This window comes from Kitasatospora sp. NPDC001119, from assembly GCF_053598475.1.
On sequence record NZ_JBSFKI010000025.1, the window covers coordinates 51,059 to 70,991 of the forward strand.

Here is a 19,933-nt window from a genome sequence, read left to right on the forward strand (position 1 = left end):
CCCGGCGGAGGGGCACACCCCCGGCCGCGCGGGGCGGATTCCTGCGACCTTGCCGTCGCCGTCGAGTCGGGCGGCACACCCCCGGCCGCGCGGGGCGGATAACGGCTGGCTGGTCGACATCATCGACCTCAAAGGCACACCCCCGGCCGCGCGGGGCGGACTCATGGTCTCGTGGCCGAGGTCGGCACCGACGGGGCACACCCCCGGCCGCGCGGGGCGGACACGGCGGACGGGTCGATCCGGGACTGGGACGGGGGCACACCCCCGGCCGCGCGGGGCGGACAATGCGACAAACTTTCCAAAGTCGTGAGGCGCAGGCACACCCCCGGCCGCGCGGGGCGGACCCTTCGTGAGCTGCGGTGTTGCGGGCGGCCTGGCGTCTTTTTGTTCAGTTGTCAAGGAGCTGGGTGTCTTGGTCAGTTGGGTGGGGCGAGGGTGAGGAGGCCGGCGCCGAAGGCTTTGGAGCGTCCGATGCCGTGGAGGATGGCGGCGCGGAGGTGGGTGGGGTCGGTGATGGTGGCGAGGCCGTCGTAGCGGGTGAGGGGTAGGCGCATGTGGGGGTTGTGGTCGGCGACGCCGGTGACGGGGGTGAGTTGGAACGTGGTGGTGGTGTAGGGGTCGAGGCCGAGGTCGGGGGCGCGGCGGGTCCACCAGTGGGTGATGTCGGGGCCGGTGCAGGGGATGCGGTTGCGTAGGGGTTTGCCGGTGGTCTTGTCGCGGGCCCAGTGGACCGGGCTGGCGGTGAGGCGGTAGTGGACGTGTTGGCCGGTGGTGAGGTGGTCGAGGTAGGGGCCGAGCTCGGTGGTGCGGGCGGTGCCGTAGTGGTCGGGGAGGGTGGTGAGGTCGGGTGGGTCGGTGGACTGGATGAGGAGGCGCAGGCCGGTGCGGGTGGTGTCGAGGCGCCAGAGGAGTCCGAGGCTGGGGCGGGGGCCGGTGCTGCTGGTTCTGGGGGCGACGTAGCCGTCGGGCAGGAAGAGGCGTTCGGTGCGGCGGTGGAATCCGAGTCCGCCGTGGCGTAGGTCGGCTTGGACGTCGCGGGAGGCGGTGTTGAGGTGGATCTCGGTGAGGTGGGCGGTGGTCATGATCGTGCCTCTCGCTGGTTGGGTTGGGGGCCGTAGCGGTATTCGTGGAGCCGGGTGTAGCGGGTGGTGGCGTCGCGGCCGGTGCAGAGTGCGGCGGGCAGGGTGAGGGTGGAGCGTGCGACGGTTCGTTCGGCGAAGTGGCGGGCGCCTTGGGGGTCGTCGTTGAGGGTGTGGGTGGCGCGTGGGTCGCCGGGGGCGATGGTGGTGATGACGTCGACGGTCACGGGCTCGCCGGCGCGTGGGGGTTCTTGATCGAGGGGGACGGTTTTGAGGATGTGGGTGACGCTGCCGTGCTGGATGCCGAGGTTGTAGGGCGCGGCCGGGGGGCAGGCGCGGCGTCCGAGATACGGCGGGTGGACTGGGTGGTCGAGGGCGTCGGAGGCCTTGCGTAGGAGGGAGGCCGGGCCGGTGAGGACGACGGTGAAGGCGGCGTCGGCGAGGTAGGCGCGGTGGGTGATGACGGCTCCGGCGCGTCGTCCGCCGTCCGCGCAGGGGACGACCTCGGTGGGGCTCTGGCCGCCGATGGTGTGGTAGTCCTCCATGGGGTTGCCGGGTCGGTCGACGCGGACGGCGACGTCGAGGTCGGCGAGCGGCCCGGGGGCTTCGTCGCGGGGTTGGCCCAGGGCGGCGCCCAGGAAGCCGAGCACGCCGGAGCGGGTGGGGTGGGAGGCGGTGTCGCGGTAGTCGGTGAAGCCTCCGCGGACCCCCCAGGACTGCATGGGTGCGGTGAGGCGCAGGACGAGGGCCTGACGGGTGCTCATGGCGTGTTCTTGAAGGCGGCGTCGAGGGCGGACTCGATGGCCTGGTCGAAGGTGTCGACGCGGGTGCCGAGTCCGGGGAGTTGGGTGGTGCCGGTGTAGGCGTGGACGGAGTGGAGCAGGCCGCGGCCGGCGGTCAGGCGCTGGATGGTGTTCGCGTAGTCGGACAGGCGCGCGATGGAGGGTGCGGCGTGGCCTTGGCGGCCGGTGACGGGGGTGTCGAAGGCGGTGGAGAGGTTGACGGGCCGGTCGGTGCGTACGGCGAGGTGGACGAGGTCGGGCAGGGTCCAGGCGGCTGAACTGGTCTGGCCGGTCTTCGGCAGGGTGTGGATGAACCCGTCGATGTAGGCGTGGCAGACCGCGCGTGCGAGGGCGAGGTCGTTGTCGATGGCGTCGGCGAAGGACCGCACGGCGATGGTGGAGAACATGTAGAACGTGCCGGCGACGAGGCGCTGGTCGCCGATCAGGCCGACGCTGGGCACGCCCTGGGTCCTGGCGGCGTAGTCGTCGACCGCGACGAAGAAGTCGATCTCGATGTTGGCTTCGTGGGTGGTGAAGGCGGAGGCGACCTGGACGCAGGCGTCGCGTTCGGCGCCGTCGATCTCCATGAGGGTCCGGCCGAGCAGGGCGATCGAGGCGTTGGTGCCGGCGAGCAGTCCTTCGAGGTCGGCCGGGGCGGTGACGGTACCGCCTTCCTCCTGTTCCGTGTCCTTCTTCTTCGAGGCTCGGCCGCTCCGGGGCTTCGCGGTGCCGGCTTCGGCTTCCTTGAGAGCGATCTCGTAGTCGTGCTTGCGGCGGGCGGCGGTGGCCGCCATGCGGTGGGCCGTGGTGGTGGGGGTGTAGATGAGTGCGGCGGTGGCCAGAGGGTCCTTCGCCTGGATGTCGTCGGCGGAGCTGCCCAGGGACATCTGGCCGCCGCTCGCGGCGGTGAAGACGTCGAGTGCGGTGAACGTCGCGAGTTCCTCGCTCCAGCCTTCTTCGCCGATCAGCAGGTCACGGACTTCGTGGACGAGGCGGCGGGTGCGTGCGGACGCCTGGTCGGGGAGAACTTCCTCGATGTGCAGTCGTACGGGGCGCTTCTTGGAATAGGCGCTGATGCGGCCGCGGGTCGCTCCGCCGAGGACGACGGACTTCGGGCAGCCGTCGCCGTCCAGGTTCAGCCCGGACAGTGGGATGGTCTGCAGGACGTGGATGTCGAGGAAGGTTGCGGGCACAGGAGTGTCAGTCATGATCGTCACTTCTCTCGTGGCGCGCGAGTGTGCGGAAGTAGTCCTGTTGCCAGGTGGTGCAGGTGCGGGGGCCGTCGAAGTACCAGCTGTCCAGCTCGGCGAGCAGGCGGGCCCAGTCGAGCGGGACACCCGCGTTGTCGGTGAGGCGCACAGCGCCGCGCAGGTCCTCGTACGGGCCGTCGGGGTTCGGCCGGACGAGCCGGTTCAGCTGGTGCCTCGTGGTGGCGGGGGACATGTGGGTCGAGGCGTGCCCCAGGGCTGTGCCGATGCTGGTCCGCGAGCCGGTGCCGGAGCGGTTCGCACTGCTCATCAGGGCAGCGACGGTGTAGTAGGCGCGCTGGCGGCGCGGATGCAGGTTCGGGGGCAGCCAGGGAGCGACGTACTGGTGCATTGGGCCTGGGGGCTGCTGGTTGGGCCAGGGGCCGAGCCCGCTGGCCAGTGCCCGGTGGGCGGCGGGGTCGGTGACGATGGCGTGTGCGATGTGGTCGACGAACTTTGCGGCGCGGGTGCGGCGCGCTGTGGGCGTGGTGGTGGTCATGGCGTGGCCTTCCTCGGGGGAAGGGGGAGGCGGGCGCGGGCTCGGGCGATGCGCTCGCCGGCCGAAGGGTTGCGGGCGAGGTCGGCGGTGAGCTGGTCGAAGGCGTCCAGCGCGGCCACGCGCATGCGGCGCGTGGCGTCGTCGAGCCGGCCGGTGTCATAGAGATTCCAGAAGATGGTGTCGGCGCGGGGCCAGAACCGCTGGGCGATGCGTGCCCTGCGGGCCCGCGCGTCGGCGGGGCGGTCGTCGAAGGCCGCGGCCAGGGCGTTGTCGAGGTGCCATTCGGCGAGGTCGGCTTCGTGGACGGCGTCGCTGATGCGCTGGGCGCCTTCCGGGTCGCGCGCGGCGGTGTGGGTGAGCAGCGGTGGCGTGGTGGTAGTCCACCACTGGTGGTCGTTGCTCTTCTCGCGATCCTGCTCGGCGCCGACCACGCGCAGCCGCAGGGTGTCCACGACCTCGTCGGGGATCTGGTCGCAGGAGGCCAGGACCAGGGGGCGGGTCGGTGCGCGCGGTGCCCGTTGCGCCTCGGTGGCAGGGTCGTGGAGCAGGACCTCCAGGTCACGGAACAGCTGGCGGCCGCCGTTTCCCCTCACCGCGGAGGAGGGGGCGCCGCTCTCGCGGGAGCGCTGGTAGGACAGGAAGGGGTCGGGGAACGGCTCGGTGTGCCCGCTCGCCTCCCTGCCGGGCTTGTGCGGCGGGTTGCGCGCTCCCCAGGTCAGGTACCAGTCGACGGCGGACCGGCCGTCGGCGCTCGGCACGAGAAGGATCGCGTGCCGGGTGCGGGCGGTGAGCAGGGAGACCGGGCCCGTGGGGGAGGGGGGAGGCCGGGTCGGGTCGGCGGGCGACGGGTTCTCCCAGGGCGCGAGGTCGCTCTGGTCGCCGTCGATGCCGGGCGGGGTCAGGTGGGCCAGGAGCGTGGTGTGCAGGTCAGGGCCGATCGGGTGGTAGCCGACGGTGCCGCGCAGCACGGCGGCCATGCAGCCGGCGTGCGCGCTCACTTCGCCGTGGGACCGGGTGCTCAGGGCCCCGCCGCTTCCGTAGTAGGCCCACATCAAGGTCTGCAGCGCCGCTTCGCCGGAGGGCACCGGGGCTGCGTGGCGCTGGCTCGCGGTGTCGGAGAACCATGGTCTGGCGTTGCCGGCGGGGCGTCCGATCACCAGCTTGCCGATGCCTGAAGTGTGGGGGCACTCCTCGGCCAGCCGCGGGTCCTGGAGGAACGGGCGGCGCCGGTGGTAGAGGCGCAGGTGGGCGGCGTGCTTGTGGAAGTACCGGTCGACGGCGCGCTGGTCGAAGCCGGTGGAGAAGCAGGCGTTGCGGCGCCGGTACCAGCCGGCGGCGGTTTCGCCGGTGCGCAGGTGGTCCAGGCCGGTGACGCGGTAGGTGATGGCCGTCGCGACCCGGTAGAGGGCGCCGTAGGCGATCGGATAGGGCAGGGTGAGGTCCGCGATCGCGGACGCGTCGGAGAGCATCTCGTACAGGCCGGTGCGGCGGGTGGTGCCGTCGCGGTACCGGCAGTCGATCCAGGCCCCGTGTGCCAGGTCGAAGTCGTCGGCCGGGGCGTTCATCGCTCACTCCTTCGGTGTCGGAGGTCGGGCCACCAGGCCCAGGTAGCGGTCGTAGAACACGGTCCACCCGGCGGCGTGCACGGGCTTCCCCGGGGCGGGGTGCACGAGCAGGACGAGTGGCCCAAGGCGCTTGTCGCCCGCCCAGCCGAACGGGGGCTGGGCGTCGATGCCGAGGTGCTTCTGCCAGGTGGCGTGCCGGGTGGAGACCAGGCGCTCGCGGATCGGCTCCAGATCGTGCGGCAGCCGTGAGGGGAGCGGGAGGTCGGTGTCGGGCTCCAGGGAGAGGTGCCCGTCGGGCCGGCGCCACAGCGGGAGGATCTGGATGCTGTCGAGCCGGTAACGGGTGGCGGCCTCCTCGTCCGTACCGGACAGGTCCGTGAGGTCGAACAGGTCGACCAGCTCCCGCGGATGCGGGATGACCACCGGGCGGGCCGCGTCCGCCATCGCCTGCTCGCCCTCCAGATGGGAGCGCACGTCCACGTCCGGGCTGTCGCTGCCCAGGCGGTCTTCGAGCGCTTCCAGCAGGGACTGAATGTCCTCGGGTTCCGCGATCGTCCCGTGGCCTTCCATCAGTTCGCGGCTGGCCCGCACCACGGCGGTGCTGTAGATCGCCTCCCAGCGGCCGTCGTCGGGCAGGCCCTCGGCGGTCAGCGGCACCAGCACGGTGACCGGCACCCGGACGCGGGACCGTTTGGTGTGGCGCCGGCCTCGGCCGGCCCGCTGGATGATCGTCGGAAGCGGCGCCAGATCGGTGACCACATGACTCAGATTCAGGTCCAGTGACTGCTCGCAGACCTGGGTCGTCACGAGCACGGCGCGCCGGGGGCGGTGGGTTCGGTCCTTGCCGAAGGCCCGCTCCACCGCCGTGGTGAGGTCGGCGCGGTCCAGTTCGCGGTAGTGCGCGTGGACGAGGAAGACCTCGACGTCCGGGGAGAGGAGCGCCTTCAGCGCCAGTACGGTGTTCTGAGCAGAGGCCACCGTGTTGCAGACCGCCAGCACGCACAGCCGCTGCCGGCCCAGGTCGAACAGCTTCGCCACGACCTGGGCCCGGGCCCTGTCGCACGCCGGAACCGCATCCCGGCGCGTCGCCCGGTGCGATCCCGGCAGGCCGACCAACCGCACGGCCAGGATCCTCGCCCGGCCGGCGTCCACCGCCTCCACCGTCGGGTGACCCGTAGCGCCGTCGACGTGGAACCACCCCGGGTAGGCGGGACGGAACTCCGGCAACCGCAGACCCGGGGCAGACCCTGACAGGTAGGCCGCGGCCAGCGAGCGGGCCAGCGAACGCGGCAGCGTGGCGGACATCAGCACGACCGGCACACCGAGCGCACCCCACCAGGCCAGCACGGTGCGCAGCAGGCTCTGCATGTAGGGGTCGTAGGCGTGGCACTCGTCCACCACGAGTACTTTGCGGGTCAGGCCGCCCATCCTCAGGACGTTGTGCCGGACCCGCAGCACCGCCAGGAGCACCTGGTCGATGGTGGAGACCGTCACCCCCGCCAGCGCCGGCCGGCCGCGGCCCTGGAGGAACTCCGGGGCGGGCGCCAGCATCAGCCCATCGCTGTCGTCGTGGCTGAGCACCGGGCCCTGCGGGCCTCGGCCGGCCCGGCTGTGCGCCAGTGTCACCGGAGACGACGCGGCCAGCGCCCGCCGTGCCCACCGCCAGACCCGCCAGAACGCCGAGTCGGTGGTGGCCACCGACGGTAGGGCCAGGTGAACCCCCATACGGGGCCCGCCCATCCACCGCGCCGACCAGAGACCGCCCTCGGTCTTCCCGCTCCCGGTCGGCCACATCAGCACCAGCAGTCCTGCCTTGCCCGGCACCGCGCACCCGCGCAGCAGATCCAACAGCGACTTCTGCAACGCGTTCGGCTCGAACCGGAACCAGTCGGCGAACCTCATGACACCGGAGTCTCCTTCCACACCGGCAGACCAAGGCCTGCGTCCTCCACCAATCGCGGACCGGCCACCACAGCCCGCTCCCAGTGCCGGACCAACCGCGACGGATCGCCCGCCTCGGACAGGTGCTCCAACTGATCGACGACGAAGGAGCGTTGAGAGGCCAGCCAGTCCGCGAGCACCACAGCCTCCCCAGCCAGCACCGCAGCCTCCACCGAAAGCACCGGCGGCGGATCCGGAGCACCCATGGTCTCCGCGACCGCGACCAGGTGGGCAAGTCGCTGCTCCTCCCACCGTCCTCCTCCCAACAGCCTTGAGGCGAGGACCGGGTGGCGTAGGAGGTTGCGATGCGGCTGCGGAAAGATCCGTCCGTGGTGACCGCCCAGCAGCTGGGCGAGTCGGTGCGTGGGCGAGGTCACGGGCAGACCGTCGCCGGTGCCGTCGTAGCGGTACGAGGGGAGTTGCACGGCCAGGTAGAGCTGGGTGGCCTCGCCGTGGGACAGGCCTCGCGTACCCGAACGCAGGGGCGGGTAGCCTTTCAGTTGGGCAAATGCCGCATGTACCTTGGCCTGGAAGTAGGCGCCGATCTTCCCGATGTCGTGCCAGCCTGCCCAGCAGGCGAGGAGTGATCTGGCTCGCTCTCGGTCGGTCCCGGAGTCGGGATCCAGGCCCAGTCCGGCGGTGAACGTCCGCTGTTGGCCCTCGGACATGTGCAGGTCCCACAGGGCCAGACAGACGGCGGCGGTGTCCAGCAGGTGAGCGAAGACCGGATAGGTCAGGCCATCCGGTAGTCCGTCCTCTTTTGACCACAGTACGCCGTCTATCACCCACTTTGAAGTGAGTTCCGTATCTATGCTCATATTTCGATGATAGGAGCCTGTGTCGGCGTCCGGCGCGTGTCCTTGGAGCGGGCGAGCCCGCCGTGCGGACCCGGCGTCTTCCGCGCGGCGTGTGCCGTCGGAGTCGACGGCACACGCCAGAGGCTGAGGTATCGCGCATGCCGGGCCGACTTCCACGCGGTTCTCCCCGCCGCGGGGCGGACGTCGGTCGACCTTTGTCGTCCCAGGGAAGACAACCTGGATCAACCGCCAGGTCAGCGGCGGAAACCGCGCTTCGGGTCGCGGGCTTGGACGTTGTCGAACGGCGTGAACCAGGCGGCGGGGCACATGTCGCCGATGCCCATGGCCTGGTTGGCCGTGTCGTCGGGGTCTTCGATCCCGTCCAGGTGCGCGCTGAAGAGCATCAGGATGTCGGTGTCCTGGAAGAGGAGGTCGACGCAGGCATCCCAGTCGTAGTCATCGTCGTGGCTGGGCAGCGCCTGGTGCTTGGGGAGATCTTCGATGAGTTCCCGAGTGAAGGGGGCATCAGCGAGGGCGAGGTGGAGTGCCATCTCCTCGGCGGGGCAGGCGGGTTCGGGCCACTGGCCGGCTTCGAGATCGGTGGCGAGGTCGTCGCAGGAACGCGCGAACGCACGCCGCCACTGGTAGTCCTGCTTCCAGGTCAGGCGGGGAAGCCGACCGAAGACTCCCCAGGTTCCGTCCTCGTCAGTCTGGACGGCGTCGTCGCCGAGTTCGTCGGCATCGTCGTACGCCTGGTCGGCGAGGACCGACAGCGCCGAGTGGAGAACTGCCGCAGTGCGAGGGGTGAGCTGCCAGTGGTTCTCCTCGTCGTCGCCAGCAGAGGTAAGCGGGAAGAGATCAGCGTAGTCGGGCAGTTTCTCCGCGGTAGGGGCCAGTTCGGGGCGGGGAGCGGGAGTTCCCGCACGGTAGCCGGTGCCGAAGTCGGCGGTTACGGGGGTGGTTGTCCAGTCGGCGACCTCGTCGCCGGCGGCCGGGTCGAGCATGCTGCCGATGGCGTTGTCGGCCAGCTCGTCCGTCCCGGGGATGAAGGTGGTGCTGGTGGCGAGGTGCATCAGCGCGCCGGTGAGGTCGCGGGGATCGTCGTCGGGCAACTCGTCGTCGGGCAGGGGCTCCCAGCCGTCGTTCTCGGCTTCGGACAGGACGGCGTCCGGGTCGGTGATGTGGAACTCCTTGAGGTGAATGACCCGAACGACGCGGCCGGGCAGGTCGGCGAGTCGACGGTCGCCGGCGAGAGCTTCCCCTCGGGTTCCTCCGGGAGGGGCTGCGGCGAGCTGCTCGTGAGCGTGTGGGGGCCGCTTGGCCACCAGCCCTGCGTGGCCTGCTGGAAGGCGAGGTGCAGGGCCTCGGCCTCGGCGTCGGACAGTGCGGCAGTCGCTGTGGCGAGCTGGGAATCGGTTGTCGGCTCGGTGCCGTGGACGGCGGTGCGTAGGAGCTCGGCTGCGTGTTCGGCCTGCCCCGCCTCGTTGAAGGACAGGACGTGCTGAGCGGCCGGAGGGGTGCCCGGCAGGGAAGAGACGACGAGCAGGCGGCTCTGGTGTTCCTGGTGCTCGCAGACGAAGTCTTGGATTGCGGACTTGGCGGGGGAGGAGGACATGAACTCTCCGGTCAGGAGGCCGGACGCTCTACGTGGTGGTCCACGGGAGGACGGTACTCGGCCGTGGATGGCGTGTGGTGCCGCCGATGCGCTCGGCGGCACCACACACCGTCTCCGGGAATCCCTTCTGCCTGGGTCGGCGAGGTCCGGAGCGCGGCAGTGAGGGTAGGTCAGGAGGCCAGGGCGAGCTGGCGGATCTGTTCGACCTCGACCTTGGGGCCGGGCAGGCCGCGGGTGGCGTTGATGTACGTGGTGAGCTGGGTTCCGGCGCGCTCGATGGAGCGCAGGTCGGGGTGGAGGTAGCGCTGGGTGGTGGTGAGCTGGCCGTGACCGGCGATGCGCATGAGGACGTGGGGCGGGACGCCTGCGTCGGCGAACCACGTCAGGGCGGTGTGGCGCAGGTCGTGTCGGCGCAGGTACTCAAGGCCGAGGCGGAGGACGACGTCGTCCCAGTGGGTGGCGTCGCGCAGGATCGCGGTGGTGACCCGGCCGCCGCGCGGGCCGGTGAACAGGCGGGCATCGGGCCGGTTTCCGACGCGGGATATGCGCCACGCGATGTTCGGGCGAAGCTCGGGGATGATGGGGGCGAGGCGGGCGCGTTTGCCCTTGGTGCCCTTGTCGAGGAGGCCGCCGGGGCCCGGCGTGGTCTGCCGGCAGACCCTCCAGATCCACTTGTCCGTGTCGATGTCGCCCGCGCGGACGCCGGAGACCTCGCCGATGCGGGCACCGGTGCCGCCGGCGAAGCGGACGATGTCGCCCCAGCCCTCGTACTTGCCGAAGGATGCCTCGACGAGAGCCTCGGCGAGGCGGTCGAGTATGTCCCAGTCGCGCAGGGCCAGGCCGCGCGGTTCGAACTCCTCGTCCTCGGCCTTTTTGATCAGCTTCTGCCAGCCGTGGAGGCGGGCGGGGTTGATCTCGATGATGCCGTCGCGGATCGCCTGCTCCATGACCCGGACCCACACCGCGATGGTGTTCTTGAGGGTGGAGATGCCGGCGCCGTCGGCGATCCAGGAGTTGAGGGCCCGGTCGGCGATGCCGGCCGAGATGCTGGCGATCTGCAGGTGGCCGACGGTGGGCTTCACGCGTAGGCGCCAGCCGGCCAGGTAGGGGTCGTGGGTCTTGAGTTCGAGGCCGCGCATGGCGAGGTCCATGACGGAATCGCCGTAGTCGCCGAGTTCGGTGGTCGCCAGCGCGACGCTGACGCCGCGGCTATTCGCCTTGATGATGCGGTCGAGCCACTCCTGGGCCTCGGGCCCGGTGGAGAACCCGCTGGAACGCGAGGGGCGCCTGGTCGGGTCGGTCGGGTCGGTCCAGCGCACGCGTGCGCGGAAGGGCGCCCGGCGGTCCGGCCGGTGCTCGATGTCGGTGTAGAGCTTCACGCCGACCGGTGCGTCGATCCGCTCGGGCGCGTTCATCACGCTGCCACCCCCGGCACGACGCGGCGGTTGGTCAGGTAGTCGGCCAGGTCCTGGTGCCGATAGGAGATCCGGGCGCCGATGCGCACGTAGGCGGGACCCTGCGACGGCTGCTGGGTGCGCCAGCGGCGCAGCGTCTGGGGACTGATCTTGAGGATCTTCGCGGCTTCCGCGGGGGTGTAGAGGAGGCTGGGTGAGCCTGCGTCCGCGCAGATGCATATGGGCGCGGTGGCGGGCGTGCGCGAGGTGCGGACGGACTTTTTGGTAGCGCGGTCGGGCAGGGGTGAGGCGTGCGGCATGATGGTGTCGGCCTACTCCGGTCGAAGGCTGGGGAGGTCGGGTCTCCGGGGCGGGCGGAAGCTGGCAGGCGGATGCCGTCTCGGAGACCGTGATGGCCGGGGTCGGCCCGGCGAATGGTTTGTTGGTCAGGCTTCCCCACGATCGATGTGGGCGAGGTCGGCGGGCAGCGGGGGCGGGAAGAGGCCCTGATCGCGCAGCGCCCGGCGGGCAGCGAGGAGATCGCTGCGGTCCGTCTGGGCGACCTGCTCCAGCTGGGCGGCAGCGGTGTCGGTCTGCTCGTACTCGTCCGGCGGCGCGAGCTGGGCGTCCCGGCGGCGTTCGGCGGCCATCCTGGTGGACAGCAGCGCTGTGCGGACGAGCCGGTCATGGCGACGGAAGGCGTCAAGGATGGCCTGGGGTGAACCGGCCTCCGGAACCCCCGGGAGGGTCGCACGGTCTTCGCCGGTGAACCAGGCGACCGCTTCCCACGGAGTGGACTCCGAAAGAGGCGTCGGCCGGGCGGTCGCCCCCTGGCCGAGCGGCAGGATCAGGCTGACAGCAGGCATCTCCAACGCGCGCGCCAGGATGAGGAGTTCTGCCGGAGTCGGCCCGTTCCGGGCACCTTGCTCCAGCTTGGCGATCACCTGCCGGGTCAGCGGATAGCCGAGGTCGGCACATCGGGCCCCCAGGGCTTCAGCGGACAGCCCCAGCTCTGTGCGCCGGCGTTTGATCTCGCGAGCGATGGCCGCGTCCACGGCGGCCGACCATACTTTCTGATCCATATGAGAACAGTACCCCATGGATATCGATCCAGATCAGATCATATGGCAGGCTGTTCTCCGAAAGGGAACATGTTTTTGTTCAACGGGAGCGTTCTATGTCGCCGCGCTCTCGGCCTCGGCCGCAGCCACGGGTACCAGCTCGCGCGGCAGGGCGACTATCCCGTGCCGCTTCTGCGCGACGGCCGCTCGTACCGCGTGCCCAGCGCGCTGCTCGCGTTGGAGCTTGGCGTCGTTGTTGCTGGCAGCAGAGGGCGCTCGGCCGCTGCGTAAAGGTATTCGGCCGAGAATCCTTCGAACGGATGGCGGCAGTCGCGCGGCTCGGCGAGGGTGAAGTGGGCCTGGCTGCGGAGTCGGATGTCGGCTTGCCGGTGAAGCAGGGCGGCTGGGGGATGAGGGTCCGCTTGGATCGCCAGGTTCAGTCGCTCGGTCTTGCCCTGCTTCTGCGGGGCGAGCACGGGCGGCATATCACCGACTGCCGGGTTCGGGACCCTTCATGGTGAACTCCAGGAGGGGGTTGCTGACCGCCTCGCGCCAACGCTGGCGGTGGCCGTCGGCGAGCAGGCGGAAGTACACGGTCTCGCGGCGCTCGTCGTCGGCCGTGCCGAAGTGGCCACCGATGTTGTGAGCGAGCAGGTAGTGCGCGAGGACCAGGCTTCCGGCCGGGCCGATCACCTGAAGTGGGGCTGGCAGCTCCACGGGCGGGTACGGGGCGCTGTCGCGTAGCGCGTCGGCCCCGTGCTCGCGGAGCCAGGCGGCGGTGCGAAGGTGGCTGCCGGGCCAGACCCACAGGTTGCCGCGGTCGGGTTGCTGCTGGTCGGTGAGCAGCAGGCCGGCGAGAAGGGTGAACGTCCCAGGGCGGCCGTCGTCCTCGGTGGGGGTGAGGCCGTCGATGTGCGGGGCGCCAGGGTGGTGGGGGTGCGGCGGCAGGGTGAGGGCCAGTTGCGCGACTTCCGGCGCAGGGAGGCCGAGCCCGGCACGAAGGAACGGCTGGACGGCGTCGGCGATCCCGCTGATCTCGTAGAGGTCGCGCAGCTCGGCGTCCTGGCCCAGCGGCGGCCACAGGAAGTAGGGGCCGGTGTGGTCAGGTGCGGGCGGGGAGAGGGCGACGTGCCTGCGGAGCAGTGAGCGCCAACGCCGGACCAGCGCGGCGGTCAGGGCGCCGGGCAGAACGCAGTAGCCGTTGCGGCGAAATGCGCTGAAGGTGGAGGGAGTTGGTTTCTCCATTGCATCATGGAAGCGAGGGAGGGGTAGTCGGCGCAACGCAATTCCGGACCCACGATCGGCGATCACGGGAATCGGGCCGCAGCAGCGGAGCCGGCCGCGCGGTAGCCTGCGTGAACGGGCGCCGGACGTCCCGTCCGAGGGAACGGTGCTCCGGGCGTGCAGTTCGGGCTGAGCATTATGAGGCCGGACCGGCTGGAGAGGAACAGGACCGACGTGCAACCGGACGCGTTGTTCGGGCAGCTGGCCGCCGATGACGGGTTCGGCCAGTGTCGGGAGTGGGCGGAGTGCCTGACGGCCTGGGCGGAGCCGCGGATCGGTGGCGTCCAGGGGCGTGAGGAGGCCGTGCGGCTGCTCGCGGAGGCCTTGCATCGTCTCCCGCGAACGCCGCTCGGGTTCGGCGCGCCATTGGTGACGGCGTCGCTGGAGGAGGTGTCGGTGTCCGTCGGAGACGAGACCGAGGCGGCCCGGCAGGTGGGGCGCGTGCTGGCCTGCCACCGTGAGGCCGTGACCTCCGGATCGTCGGCGGTCGGTGCGCGCCGGCATGCGCTGGCGGAGATGCTGCGGGAACGCCCCGACCGTGGACTGGGGGCGGCGCTGGCGGGGAGCGCCGTGCTCGGTGACAGTGCCGGAGCGTGGGCCAGGTCCGTGGTGGACGACCGGGGGCCCTCCGCACCCCCGCGCGTCAGCCTGTCGCTGTACCGCGATCACAACGATCCGCCATACAGTCGTGACGACAACGTCCTCAACATCGGTGTGTATGCGACCGGCCCTGGGGCCTGCGACCTTCTCCACGAAGGTACGGCCTACGGTCTGCTCCTGGCGTCCCTGCCGGGGCTGGAGGGCGATGCGGTAGAGCTTGTCCTCGGGCGGCTTCTCCATGACCTGCTGATCGAGGACGTCGTCGGCATCGTCTCGCCGCGCCGGTGCGTGGTGCTGCTGGAGCGCGGATTCCGCCGGCCGGACCGGTCCTGGTCGCCGCTGTTGGTCGATCTGGATACGGAGGAGGGCCAGGCCGTCTGGGCGGGGATTGCCCTGCGGGAGTGGACAGTGTGGGCGGCGCTGCGCCGGTTCGACCTTACCGAGCCCGCTCCCGGCCGGGCGCGTGGGCGTTACAGGCCGGATGCGGTGCTGCCGCACGCCGGTGCCGTACAGGTGGTCGCGCCGGACGGCACGGGCAGCACCGCTCGGATCGTCTCCGCCAGGCTGATCGACTGGCAGGCCCCGTCGTGGCGCCGCAAGTCCTGGGACCTCGGGCCCGGGGAAGCGGACGGTCAGTAGTCGACTTCGCCCGTGGATCCGACGCGAAGCACCGTGACCAGGGTGCCGAGGGCGAGTTCGGCGTCCAGCAGCACCGGCGGGTTGCCCGGGACGGGGCCGGGTTCGAGGTTGTCGGCCGTCAGCCCGCGAGCCGGGCGCAGGGCGGTGCCGCAGGCGTCCAGCAGTTCGCCGAGGGGGCCGTTGGCCATGGCGGCGTACTCGGCGAGGGCGTCGAGGTAGCGGTGGAGCGCGCGAAGCCGGTCGGCGCTGCTCGCCGCTTCCGACTCCGTGTCATCGAGGCGGAGTCTGGCGAGTAGGTCGGTAGCGACGGCGATCTCGTAGTCGTCGAAGACCCACGTCCGGCGGTTGAGGGACCGCGAGGCCGTGGTGAGAGGGACGCGGACGGAGTCCTGGCGCGGGGTTGTCGCGAGGGCGTCGGGATCGGAGCGGGCTTCCCAGTAGGTGAGTTCACCGGCATCCAGAGCTTGCCGTACGACTTCGCGCAGCAGCGCCTGCGGGGACAGCGGCGGCAGGTACGGCGTCCAGGAGCGCCCGCACGGGCAGGTCAGCAGCGCGGGCTCGCCCCAGTGCCCGGTCATGGTGAGATCGCGGTCGCGGCGGCAGGTCGGGCACTGAACGGCCGGGTGGTGCTCGGCTGCCTGCGGGGACAGTCGCGGAAGTTCGAAGGGTGTACCGTGCGGCGGGTGGTGGCGAATGACCACGTGCAGGTTGCCGGCGCCGTCGTGTCCGAGGCGCCTGGTCTGGATTCTCCACGTCACCGTCGCCACCCTAGCCGTACGGCTTCGGTGGCGGGCCCGTCCCAGCCGGGGACTGGGCGGTCAGTAGTCGACATCGCCGGTGGCGCCCGCGCCGAGGACCCCGTGGACCGCCGCCAGCGCCTCGCGGGCGTCTTCGAGCACCGGCGACACACCAAGCTGTGTAGAACCGGGCTCCAGGTCGTCCATGGTCAGCACATCGATCGGCCGCATCACTTCCACGGCCTGCCTCAGGAAGCGTCCCAGGCGCTTTCGTGTCCACCTGCTGCGCTTTGCCAGCGCCCGGTAGTTGTCGACGATCCTGGCGAGCTGCTCCTCCTCCGTGCGCCTCCGCTGGGACAGGGCGGCCAGGTCCTCAGGGCTCCAGTACACCCGCAGGCCGGCCCGCGTCAGCAGGTCGGAGGCGACACGGCCCTCGTAGTCGCTGAAGACCCACTTCCCGCGGTTGAGATCACGCCCGGCCTCGACGACGACGGGGCCGACGGCATCGTGGAGCGGGGTCGGGTTGGCGTCGGCCGCACCGACCTTGATCAGCCGGTAGCGGATCCCGTCGAACGGTTCTCCGACTGCCAGGCGGATCAGCTTCCGCAGGAGCTGCTCGGGCGGCAGGCCGGGCAGCAGGGGTGTCCAGGAGTGCCCGCACAGGCAGGTCAGCTGGGCCGGGTCGCCCCAGGCACCGGAGGCGGTCAGGCCACGGTCCGCCATGCACACGGGGCAGTGGATGACCAGCTCGGTTGCGCCGTCGGGCAGTGGGCTGCTGGTGGTCCAGAACACCTGGCCGCGTCTCCTGGCGACGGTGGTGTAGTCGCTGACGCGGTGGCAGGTCTCCAACATTACGGTGCCGGCGCCGTCGTGGCTGATGCGGCTCGTGGGGAACGTCCAGGTCACCTGCCCAGCCTAGGGCGGTCAGGGCACGGCCGTCACGGACTTCGCCCGTGGTCGGGCGACCGGCGTCGCCTGGCTGCCGGCACGACGGCCAGGGCGCCGAGGGCGTGTTCGGGGTTCAGCAGTGTGGCCCGCGTGCACGTGACCGGCGGGCGCGACACCGTCACCGCGTCGTTCGGGAGGCGGGACACCGCGCGGCACCGCAGGACGGCAGCTGGGAGTCTCGGCTCGGTCCGCGCCGGCGGCGGGCCCCGAGGGCAAGGTGAGCGCTAGCCTGCCCGTCATGACGCTCACCCCGGCCGAACGGATGCTGATCGGCTTCATACGGCAGCAGGCCGAACTGGAGCGGTCCTTCGACCGCTGGGGCACCGTCGACTGGACGTACCGGTCGGTGTACGACTTCCTTCTCGCCCACGGCCAGTGGTGCACTCCGGCGGCGCTGCCGTCCGGAGTCGGCCCCATGCCGGAACGGCACTGCTATGCCAACGCGCGGCGTACCGAACTGGCGTACCCGTCCCTGGTTTATACGGAGGGCTGGGCGGTCTCCGTGCGCGCCGGAACCCCGTTCGCGCACGGGTGGTGCACGACCGCCGAGGGAGTGGCCGTGGACCCGACCTGGTCCTGGTCCGGCGCCGGAGGCAGCGCCTACTTCGGCGTCCTGTTCACCGACTCCGCACTTCGCCCCTGTCTCGACGGCGGAGGCGTCCTGGAGGATCCCGAGACCGCCTTCCCGCTGCTGCGCGACGGCTGGCCCCTGGAGCAGCCCTTGCCGTAAGCGGCCGACCCCGGTCGGCCGCGCTCCGGACCTGGGGGCGGGTGACGCGCTCGCCGGTGCTCCGGTGATGACCAGGCGGAAGACGGTCGCCTCGCGGCGACCGGCCGTATTGCGTCTATTGAACCAGAACGCCGGCTGCCGCCCGCAGGCCGTAGCGCACTTCATCGGCGGCGGGCACGGCGTCCCGCGTGGGCGTCCGGGATGATCACTGCCGGCCCTCGAAGGGGGAGGCCTGCGTCAGAGCGCGAAGGTCAAGTTCCGCGACCACGGGGCAGTGGTCGGAGGCGGCGAGCGACTGCTCGGTGCGCACGATCCGGTGTGTGCGGAGAGCCGGAGCGAGGCGTCGGGTGACGCGTGCGTGGTCGATTCGGCGCTCCCCCCAGATGTCCGGGTCGCCGTTCTCGTCGCTCCAGTGGCCGGCCGAGGGCTGCCACGGCGCGTCCAGGACGGTGGCGGCGTCCAGCAGGCCGCCGCGCCGCAGTACTTCGCCGGCGCGGCGGTCGGCGACCGGAGGGTCGGCGGGGTTCTCCCGCCACAGCACCTGGTACTCCAGCCACTCGTGGTCCTGCTCGGTGTACGGGTCGTGGTCGTAGTAGGCGCCGTCCGGGCGGCGGTCTGCGGAGATCGAGTTGGAGTCCGACCCGATCGCGCCCAGGACGCCGCTGCGGAACGCCGAGTGGACGCGCCGGGCCTCGTTGAACCGGAAGTCTCCTCGGAACGGGTCGCCGTGGTAGGAGGCGAACTTGACCGGCTCCGGGCCGCCGACGTCCAGCACGACGGTGGCCATCGAGTGCCAGAAGTCCACCCCGCCGTCGTACCCGCGCCAGCCGCCCCGCACGGGTTCGGTGCCCGGCCGCCACAGCACCGCCGTGTGGAAGTCGTGGGTGCTGGATGCCAGGGCGAGAGTGGGGGCGCTGTCGTCGCGGGGCCGGACCACCCGGCAGTCCAGGCCGGTGTCGTCCGCGAGCCGGCGCAGCACGGTTGCGGCGGCTTCGGGTGTCCGGCCGATGATCTCCTGAACGGCGAGGACGTCGGGGTCCAGGTCGCGGATCACCTGGACGAGCAGGTCGTAGCGGTCCTGTTCTTGGCGGCTCTTCACCGATCCGAGGTTGAAGAGGTTGTACGTCGCGAAGCGCAGCATGTGTTTGGTCCTTCGTTGTCGGCCGGGCGCGTTCGGGTAGCGGCCTGGCCGGATGTTCGCGGGTCGGGGCCGGCGGGGTCAGGCGGCGGCGCTGTCCACGGCGTCGAGCAGGGCCAGCAGCGGCTGCTCGTTGCCGACCGTTTCCGGTGCCTGTTCGGCCAGCAGGTGGTGCAGGACGTGGGTGTGGAAGCGGATGGCGGCGGTGATGGCCGGTGGGCTGTAGGGCTGGGGTGCGGCGGCGAGCCGGTGGGCCCAGGAGTCCCAGGCGGTGTGGCCGTGGCGGTGGTGGTTGGTGCCGGTGTCGCGGTCGCGCAGGATCATCGCCGCGACCAGGAGGTGCCGGGGTAGCTGGAGGGCCAGGTGGGAGCCGATCAGCACGTCGCCGCGGGCGGTCTTGACCGCCGCCAGGACGGCATCGAACCGGTAGGCGTTCACCAACTCGGCTAGTACTTCCCGTGTTTCGCGCGGCGGCACCGCCGGGGCCGGCTCCCGTACGGTGGCCGAGCGGACGGTCAGATCGATGCGGCGTAGGTCGCGCAGGACCAGGCGGATCCCGACGCTGTGCTCATCGTCGTTGTGGCTGCTGGTGTAGATCGGGCCGAGTGAGCCGCCGGCCAGGCCGGCGAAGTCGTCGGCGAGCGCCTGCGGGTCGCTGTTGCTGGTCACGACGAGGTCGAGGTCGGACCAGCGGTCCAGCCCCTTGGCGCCCTCGGCCGCCGAGCCGTGCACCCGCAGGTCGCGAATGCGCGGCTCGGCGGCGGCCCACGCTCGAAGCAGCGGTAGGGCGTCGTGCTGCCAGCCGACCGGCGGCAGCCCCTGCGCAGTGGGCGCGGTCACCGGGCCTCCGTGCGGAGCAGCCGGTCGGCCGGGAGGATCGCCGCCACGCTGCCGCCTTCGCGGCCCCAGCGGCGCCCCGGTGCCATGAACCGCCTCACTGGTCGGCCTCGTCGTCGTTCGGACCCGCCGTCTCCGTCAGGCCCGGACCGTCGGGCTCCCGCAGCGGCCAGAAGGCGAGGGCCTTGTCGTCCGAGAGCTTGTAGCGGGGCCAGAGCTGCCCGTCGGGGTCTTCGCGCTCGGCGCGCGCGATGGCGTCGGCGACCGCCTGCGGCCCGTCCTGCCGGCACGCGCGGGCGAGTTCCTGCCACGAGTACAGCCCGTACTCCTCGACGCCGGCGGTGATGCCGTCGGTGGCGATCACGACCTCGGCCAGGTCGTCGGCCGGCCACGAGGCGGTGACCGCGTGGAGGCCCGCCTCGGGCACGGCCTCGGCGATCCAGTACCCGTCCGGGCGGTTGGCCACCTTGCCCTGGAAGTCGCGCAGCTCCTGGAGGATCACGCGGTGCCGGTCGCCGAAGCCGTGCCCGGCGCGCAGGAGATCGCGGTACTCCCGTGCCTCGGGCCGGGCGTCGACCAGCCGGGCGAGGCGGTCGTCGCGCACCGCGTGCACCGTGCCGTCGCGGCCGATGGCGACGACGGGGCTGTCTCCCAGGACAGCCGCCTCGATCCGATCCGCCCTTCGCCGCACGACCGCCGCGGTGGACGCCGGTGAGGAACCCGCGACGAGGCCCTGGTCGCGGGCTATCGTCCGGATGGCCTCGGCGAGCACCTGGCGCAGGTCCATGCCCGGCTCCCGGGACAGGAGTTCGGCGATGGATGCGCCGAGGGTGTCGGCGTACCAGGCGCCGCGGGGCTGTTCGTCGGTGACGGTGGAGACGCCGTCCAGGACGATCAGGGCGTCGGCCGTGGTGAACACCCGGTCCTCGCTGGGGCGGCCGTGGCCGGCGAGTTCGCTGATCCGGACGGTGGAGCCGCTCACCAGGGCTGTGCGCGGGGTGCTGGACGGATCGGTCTGCACGGTGAACTCCGTTCTGGTT

At 71.5% G+C, this 19,933-nt stretch carries 19 protein-coding genes and 1 CRISPR repeat array (1 of these 20 only partly in view); of the genes, 2 read left to right on the forward strand and 17 right to left on the reverse strand.

Translation table 11 applies throughout. The annotated features are described in order from the left end of the window. Positions 1-344: a CRISPR direct-repeat array (repeat unit 28 nt; unit sequence GGCACACCCCCGGCCGCGCGGGGCGGAT); it begins 476 nt to the left of the window's first position. Between the two features lie 72 nt (positions 345-416). The 12 genes from ACWDD9_RS28220 to ACWDD9_RS28275 all read right to left on the reverse strand — a co-directional run bounded on the left by ACWDD9_RS28220 (position 417) and on the right by ACWDD9_RS28275 (position 13,225). Next, positions 417-1,082, reverse strand: a complete 666-nt coding sequence (locus ACWDD9_RS28220) for a type I-E CRISPR-associated protein Cas6/Cse3/CasE (RefSeq protein ID WP_449813061.1) — start codon at positions 1,080-1,082, stop codon at positions 417-419. Beyond that, entirely contained in the window at positions 1,079-1,843 is a 765-nt protein-coding gene (gene cas5e, locus ACWDD9_RS28225) for a type I-E CRISPR-associated protein Cas5/CasD (protein ID WP_449813062.1), read from the reverse strand. Before cas5e ends, ACWDD9_RS28220 begins: the two co-directional genes overlap by 4 nt. Next, a complete protein-coding gene (cas7e, locus tag ACWDD9_RS28230; RefSeq protein WP_449813063.1) occupies positions 1,840-3,069 on the reverse strand; it encodes a type I-E CRISPR-associated protein Cas7/Cse4/CasC in 1,230 nt (409 codons plus the stop codon). The genes cas5e and cas7e overlap by 4 nt, the downstream gene beginning before the upstream one ends. Then, positions 3,062-3,607 carry a type I-E CRISPR-associated protein Cse2/CasB gene (casB, locus tag ACWDD9_RS28235; protein ID WP_449813064.1) on the reverse strand — a complete coding sequence of 182 codons (546 nt, stop codon included), beginning with the start codon at positions 3,605-3,607 and terminating at the stop codon, positions 3,062-3,064. The genes cas7e and casB overlap by 8 nt, the downstream gene beginning before the upstream one ends. Beyond that, positions 3,604-5,172 carry a type I-E CRISPR-associated protein Cse1/CasA gene (gene casA, locus ACWDD9_RS28240; RefSeq protein ID WP_449813065.1) on the reverse strand — a complete coding sequence of 523 codons (1,569 nt, stop codon included), beginning with the start codon at positions 5,170-5,172 and terminating at the stop codon, positions 3,604-3,606. Before casA ends, casB begins: the two co-directional genes overlap by 4 nt. Before the next feature lie 3 nt (positions 5,173-5,175). Beyond that, complete coding sequence (gene cas3, locus ACWDD9_RS28245; protein WP_449813066.1) at positions 5,176-7,074, reverse strand: CRISPR-associated helicase Cas3'; 1,899 nt, start codon at positions 7,072-7,074, stop codon at positions 5,176-5,178. Beyond that, a complete protein-coding gene (locus ACWDD9_RS28250) occupies positions 7,071-7,931 on the reverse strand; it encodes a CRISPR-associated endonuclease Cas3'' (protein ID WP_449813067.1) in 861 nt (286 codons plus the stop codon). The genes cas3 and ACWDD9_RS28250 overlap by 4 nt, the downstream gene beginning before the upstream one ends. A gap of 233 nt (positions 7,932-8,164) precedes the next feature. Next, a complete protein-coding gene (locus ACWDD9_RS28255) occupies positions 8,165-9,235 on the reverse strand; it encodes a hypothetical protein (protein ID WP_449813068.1) in 1,071 nt (356 codons plus the stop codon). A 460-nt stretch (positions 9,236-9,695) separates the two neighbouring features. Then, positions 9,696-10,940, reverse strand: a complete 1,245-nt coding sequence (locus ACWDD9_RS28260; protein WP_449813069.1) for a tyrosine-type recombinase/integrase — start codon at positions 10,938-10,940, stop codon at positions 9,696-9,698. Next, complete coding sequence (locus ACWDD9_RS28265) at positions 10,940-11,239, reverse strand: helix-turn-helix domain-containing protein (protein ID WP_449813070.1); 300 nt, start codon at positions 11,237-11,239, stop codon at positions 10,940-10,942. The genes ACWDD9_RS28260 and ACWDD9_RS28265 overlap by 1 nt, the downstream gene beginning before the upstream one ends. Before the next feature lie 126 nt (positions 11,240-11,365). Further along, positions 11,366-11,974 (reverse strand): helix-turn-helix transcriptional regulator, encoded by a 609-nt coding sequence (locus tag ACWDD9_RS28270; protein WP_449813071.1) that lies wholly within the window; start codon positions 11,972-11,974, stop codon positions 11,366-11,368. 492 nt (positions 11,975-12,466) lie between these two features. After that, positions 12,467-13,225 (reverse strand): phytanoyl-CoA dioxygenase family protein, encoded by a 759-nt coding sequence (locus ACWDD9_RS28275; RefSeq protein WP_449813072.1) that lies wholly within the window; start codon positions 13,223-13,225, stop codon positions 12,467-12,469. Between the two features lie 156 nt (positions 13,226-13,381). On the opposite strand from ACWDD9_RS28275, the gene ACWDD9_RS28280 reads away from it, so the two are divergent. Continuing rightward, positions 13,382-14,503 (forward strand): hypothetical protein, encoded by a 1,122-nt coding sequence (locus ACWDD9_RS28280; RefSeq protein WP_449813073.1) that lies wholly within the window; start codon positions 13,382-13,384, stop codon positions 14,501-14,503. On the opposite strand, the gene ACWDD9_RS28285 is transcribed toward ACWDD9_RS28280, so the two are convergent. Both ACWDD9_RS28285 and ACWDD9_RS28290 read right to left on the reverse strand, forming a co-directional pair. Further along, positions 14,497-15,261 carry a hypothetical protein gene (locus ACWDD9_RS28285; RefSeq protein WP_449813074.1) on the reverse strand — a complete coding sequence of 255 codons (765 nt, stop codon included), beginning with the start codon at positions 15,259-15,261 and terminating at the stop codon, positions 14,497-14,499. The genes ACWDD9_RS28280 and ACWDD9_RS28285 overlap by 7 nt on opposite strands. Before the next feature lie 60 nt (positions 15,262-15,321). Then, the gene (locus ACWDD9_RS28290) at positions 15,322-16,146 is read right to left on the reverse strand and encodes a hypothetical protein (protein WP_449813075.1); all 825 of its coding nucleotides are present in this window, start codon (positions 16,144-16,146) and stop codon (positions 15,322-15,324) included. 280 nt (positions 16,147-16,426) lie between these two features. On the opposite strand from ACWDD9_RS28290, the gene ACWDD9_RS28295 reads away from it, so the two are divergent. Beyond that, positions 16,427-16,918 carry a hypothetical protein gene (locus tag ACWDD9_RS28295; protein ID WP_449813076.1) on the forward strand — a complete coding sequence of 164 codons (492 nt, stop codon included), beginning with the start codon at positions 16,427-16,429 and terminating at the stop codon, positions 16,916-16,918. 205 nt (positions 16,919-17,123) lie between these two features. Here the strand turns inward: ACWDD9_RS28295 and ACWDD9_RS28300 are convergent, their stop codons facing one another. From ACWDD9_RS28300 to ACWDD9_RS28310, 3 genes are all read right to left on the reverse strand, one after another. Beyond that, entirely contained in the window at positions 17,124-18,059 is a 936-nt protein-coding gene (locus ACWDD9_RS28300; RefSeq protein WP_449813077.1) for an endonuclease/exonuclease/phosphatase family protein, read from the reverse strand. A gap of 78 nt (positions 18,060-18,137) precedes the next feature. Continuing rightward, positions 18,138-18,896: a hypothetical protein gene (locus ACWDD9_RS28305; RefSeq protein WP_449813078.1), complete on the reverse strand. Its 759-nt coding sequence runs from the start codon at positions 18,894-18,896 to the stop codon at positions 18,138-18,140. A 94-nt stretch (positions 18,897-18,990) separates the two neighbouring features. Next, complete coding sequence (locus ACWDD9_RS28310; protein WP_449813079.1) at positions 18,991-19,914, reverse strand: PP2C family serine/threonine-protein phosphatase; 924 nt, start codon at positions 19,912-19,914, stop codon at positions 18,991-18,993. Positions 19,915-19,933: the final 19 nt, after the last annotated feature.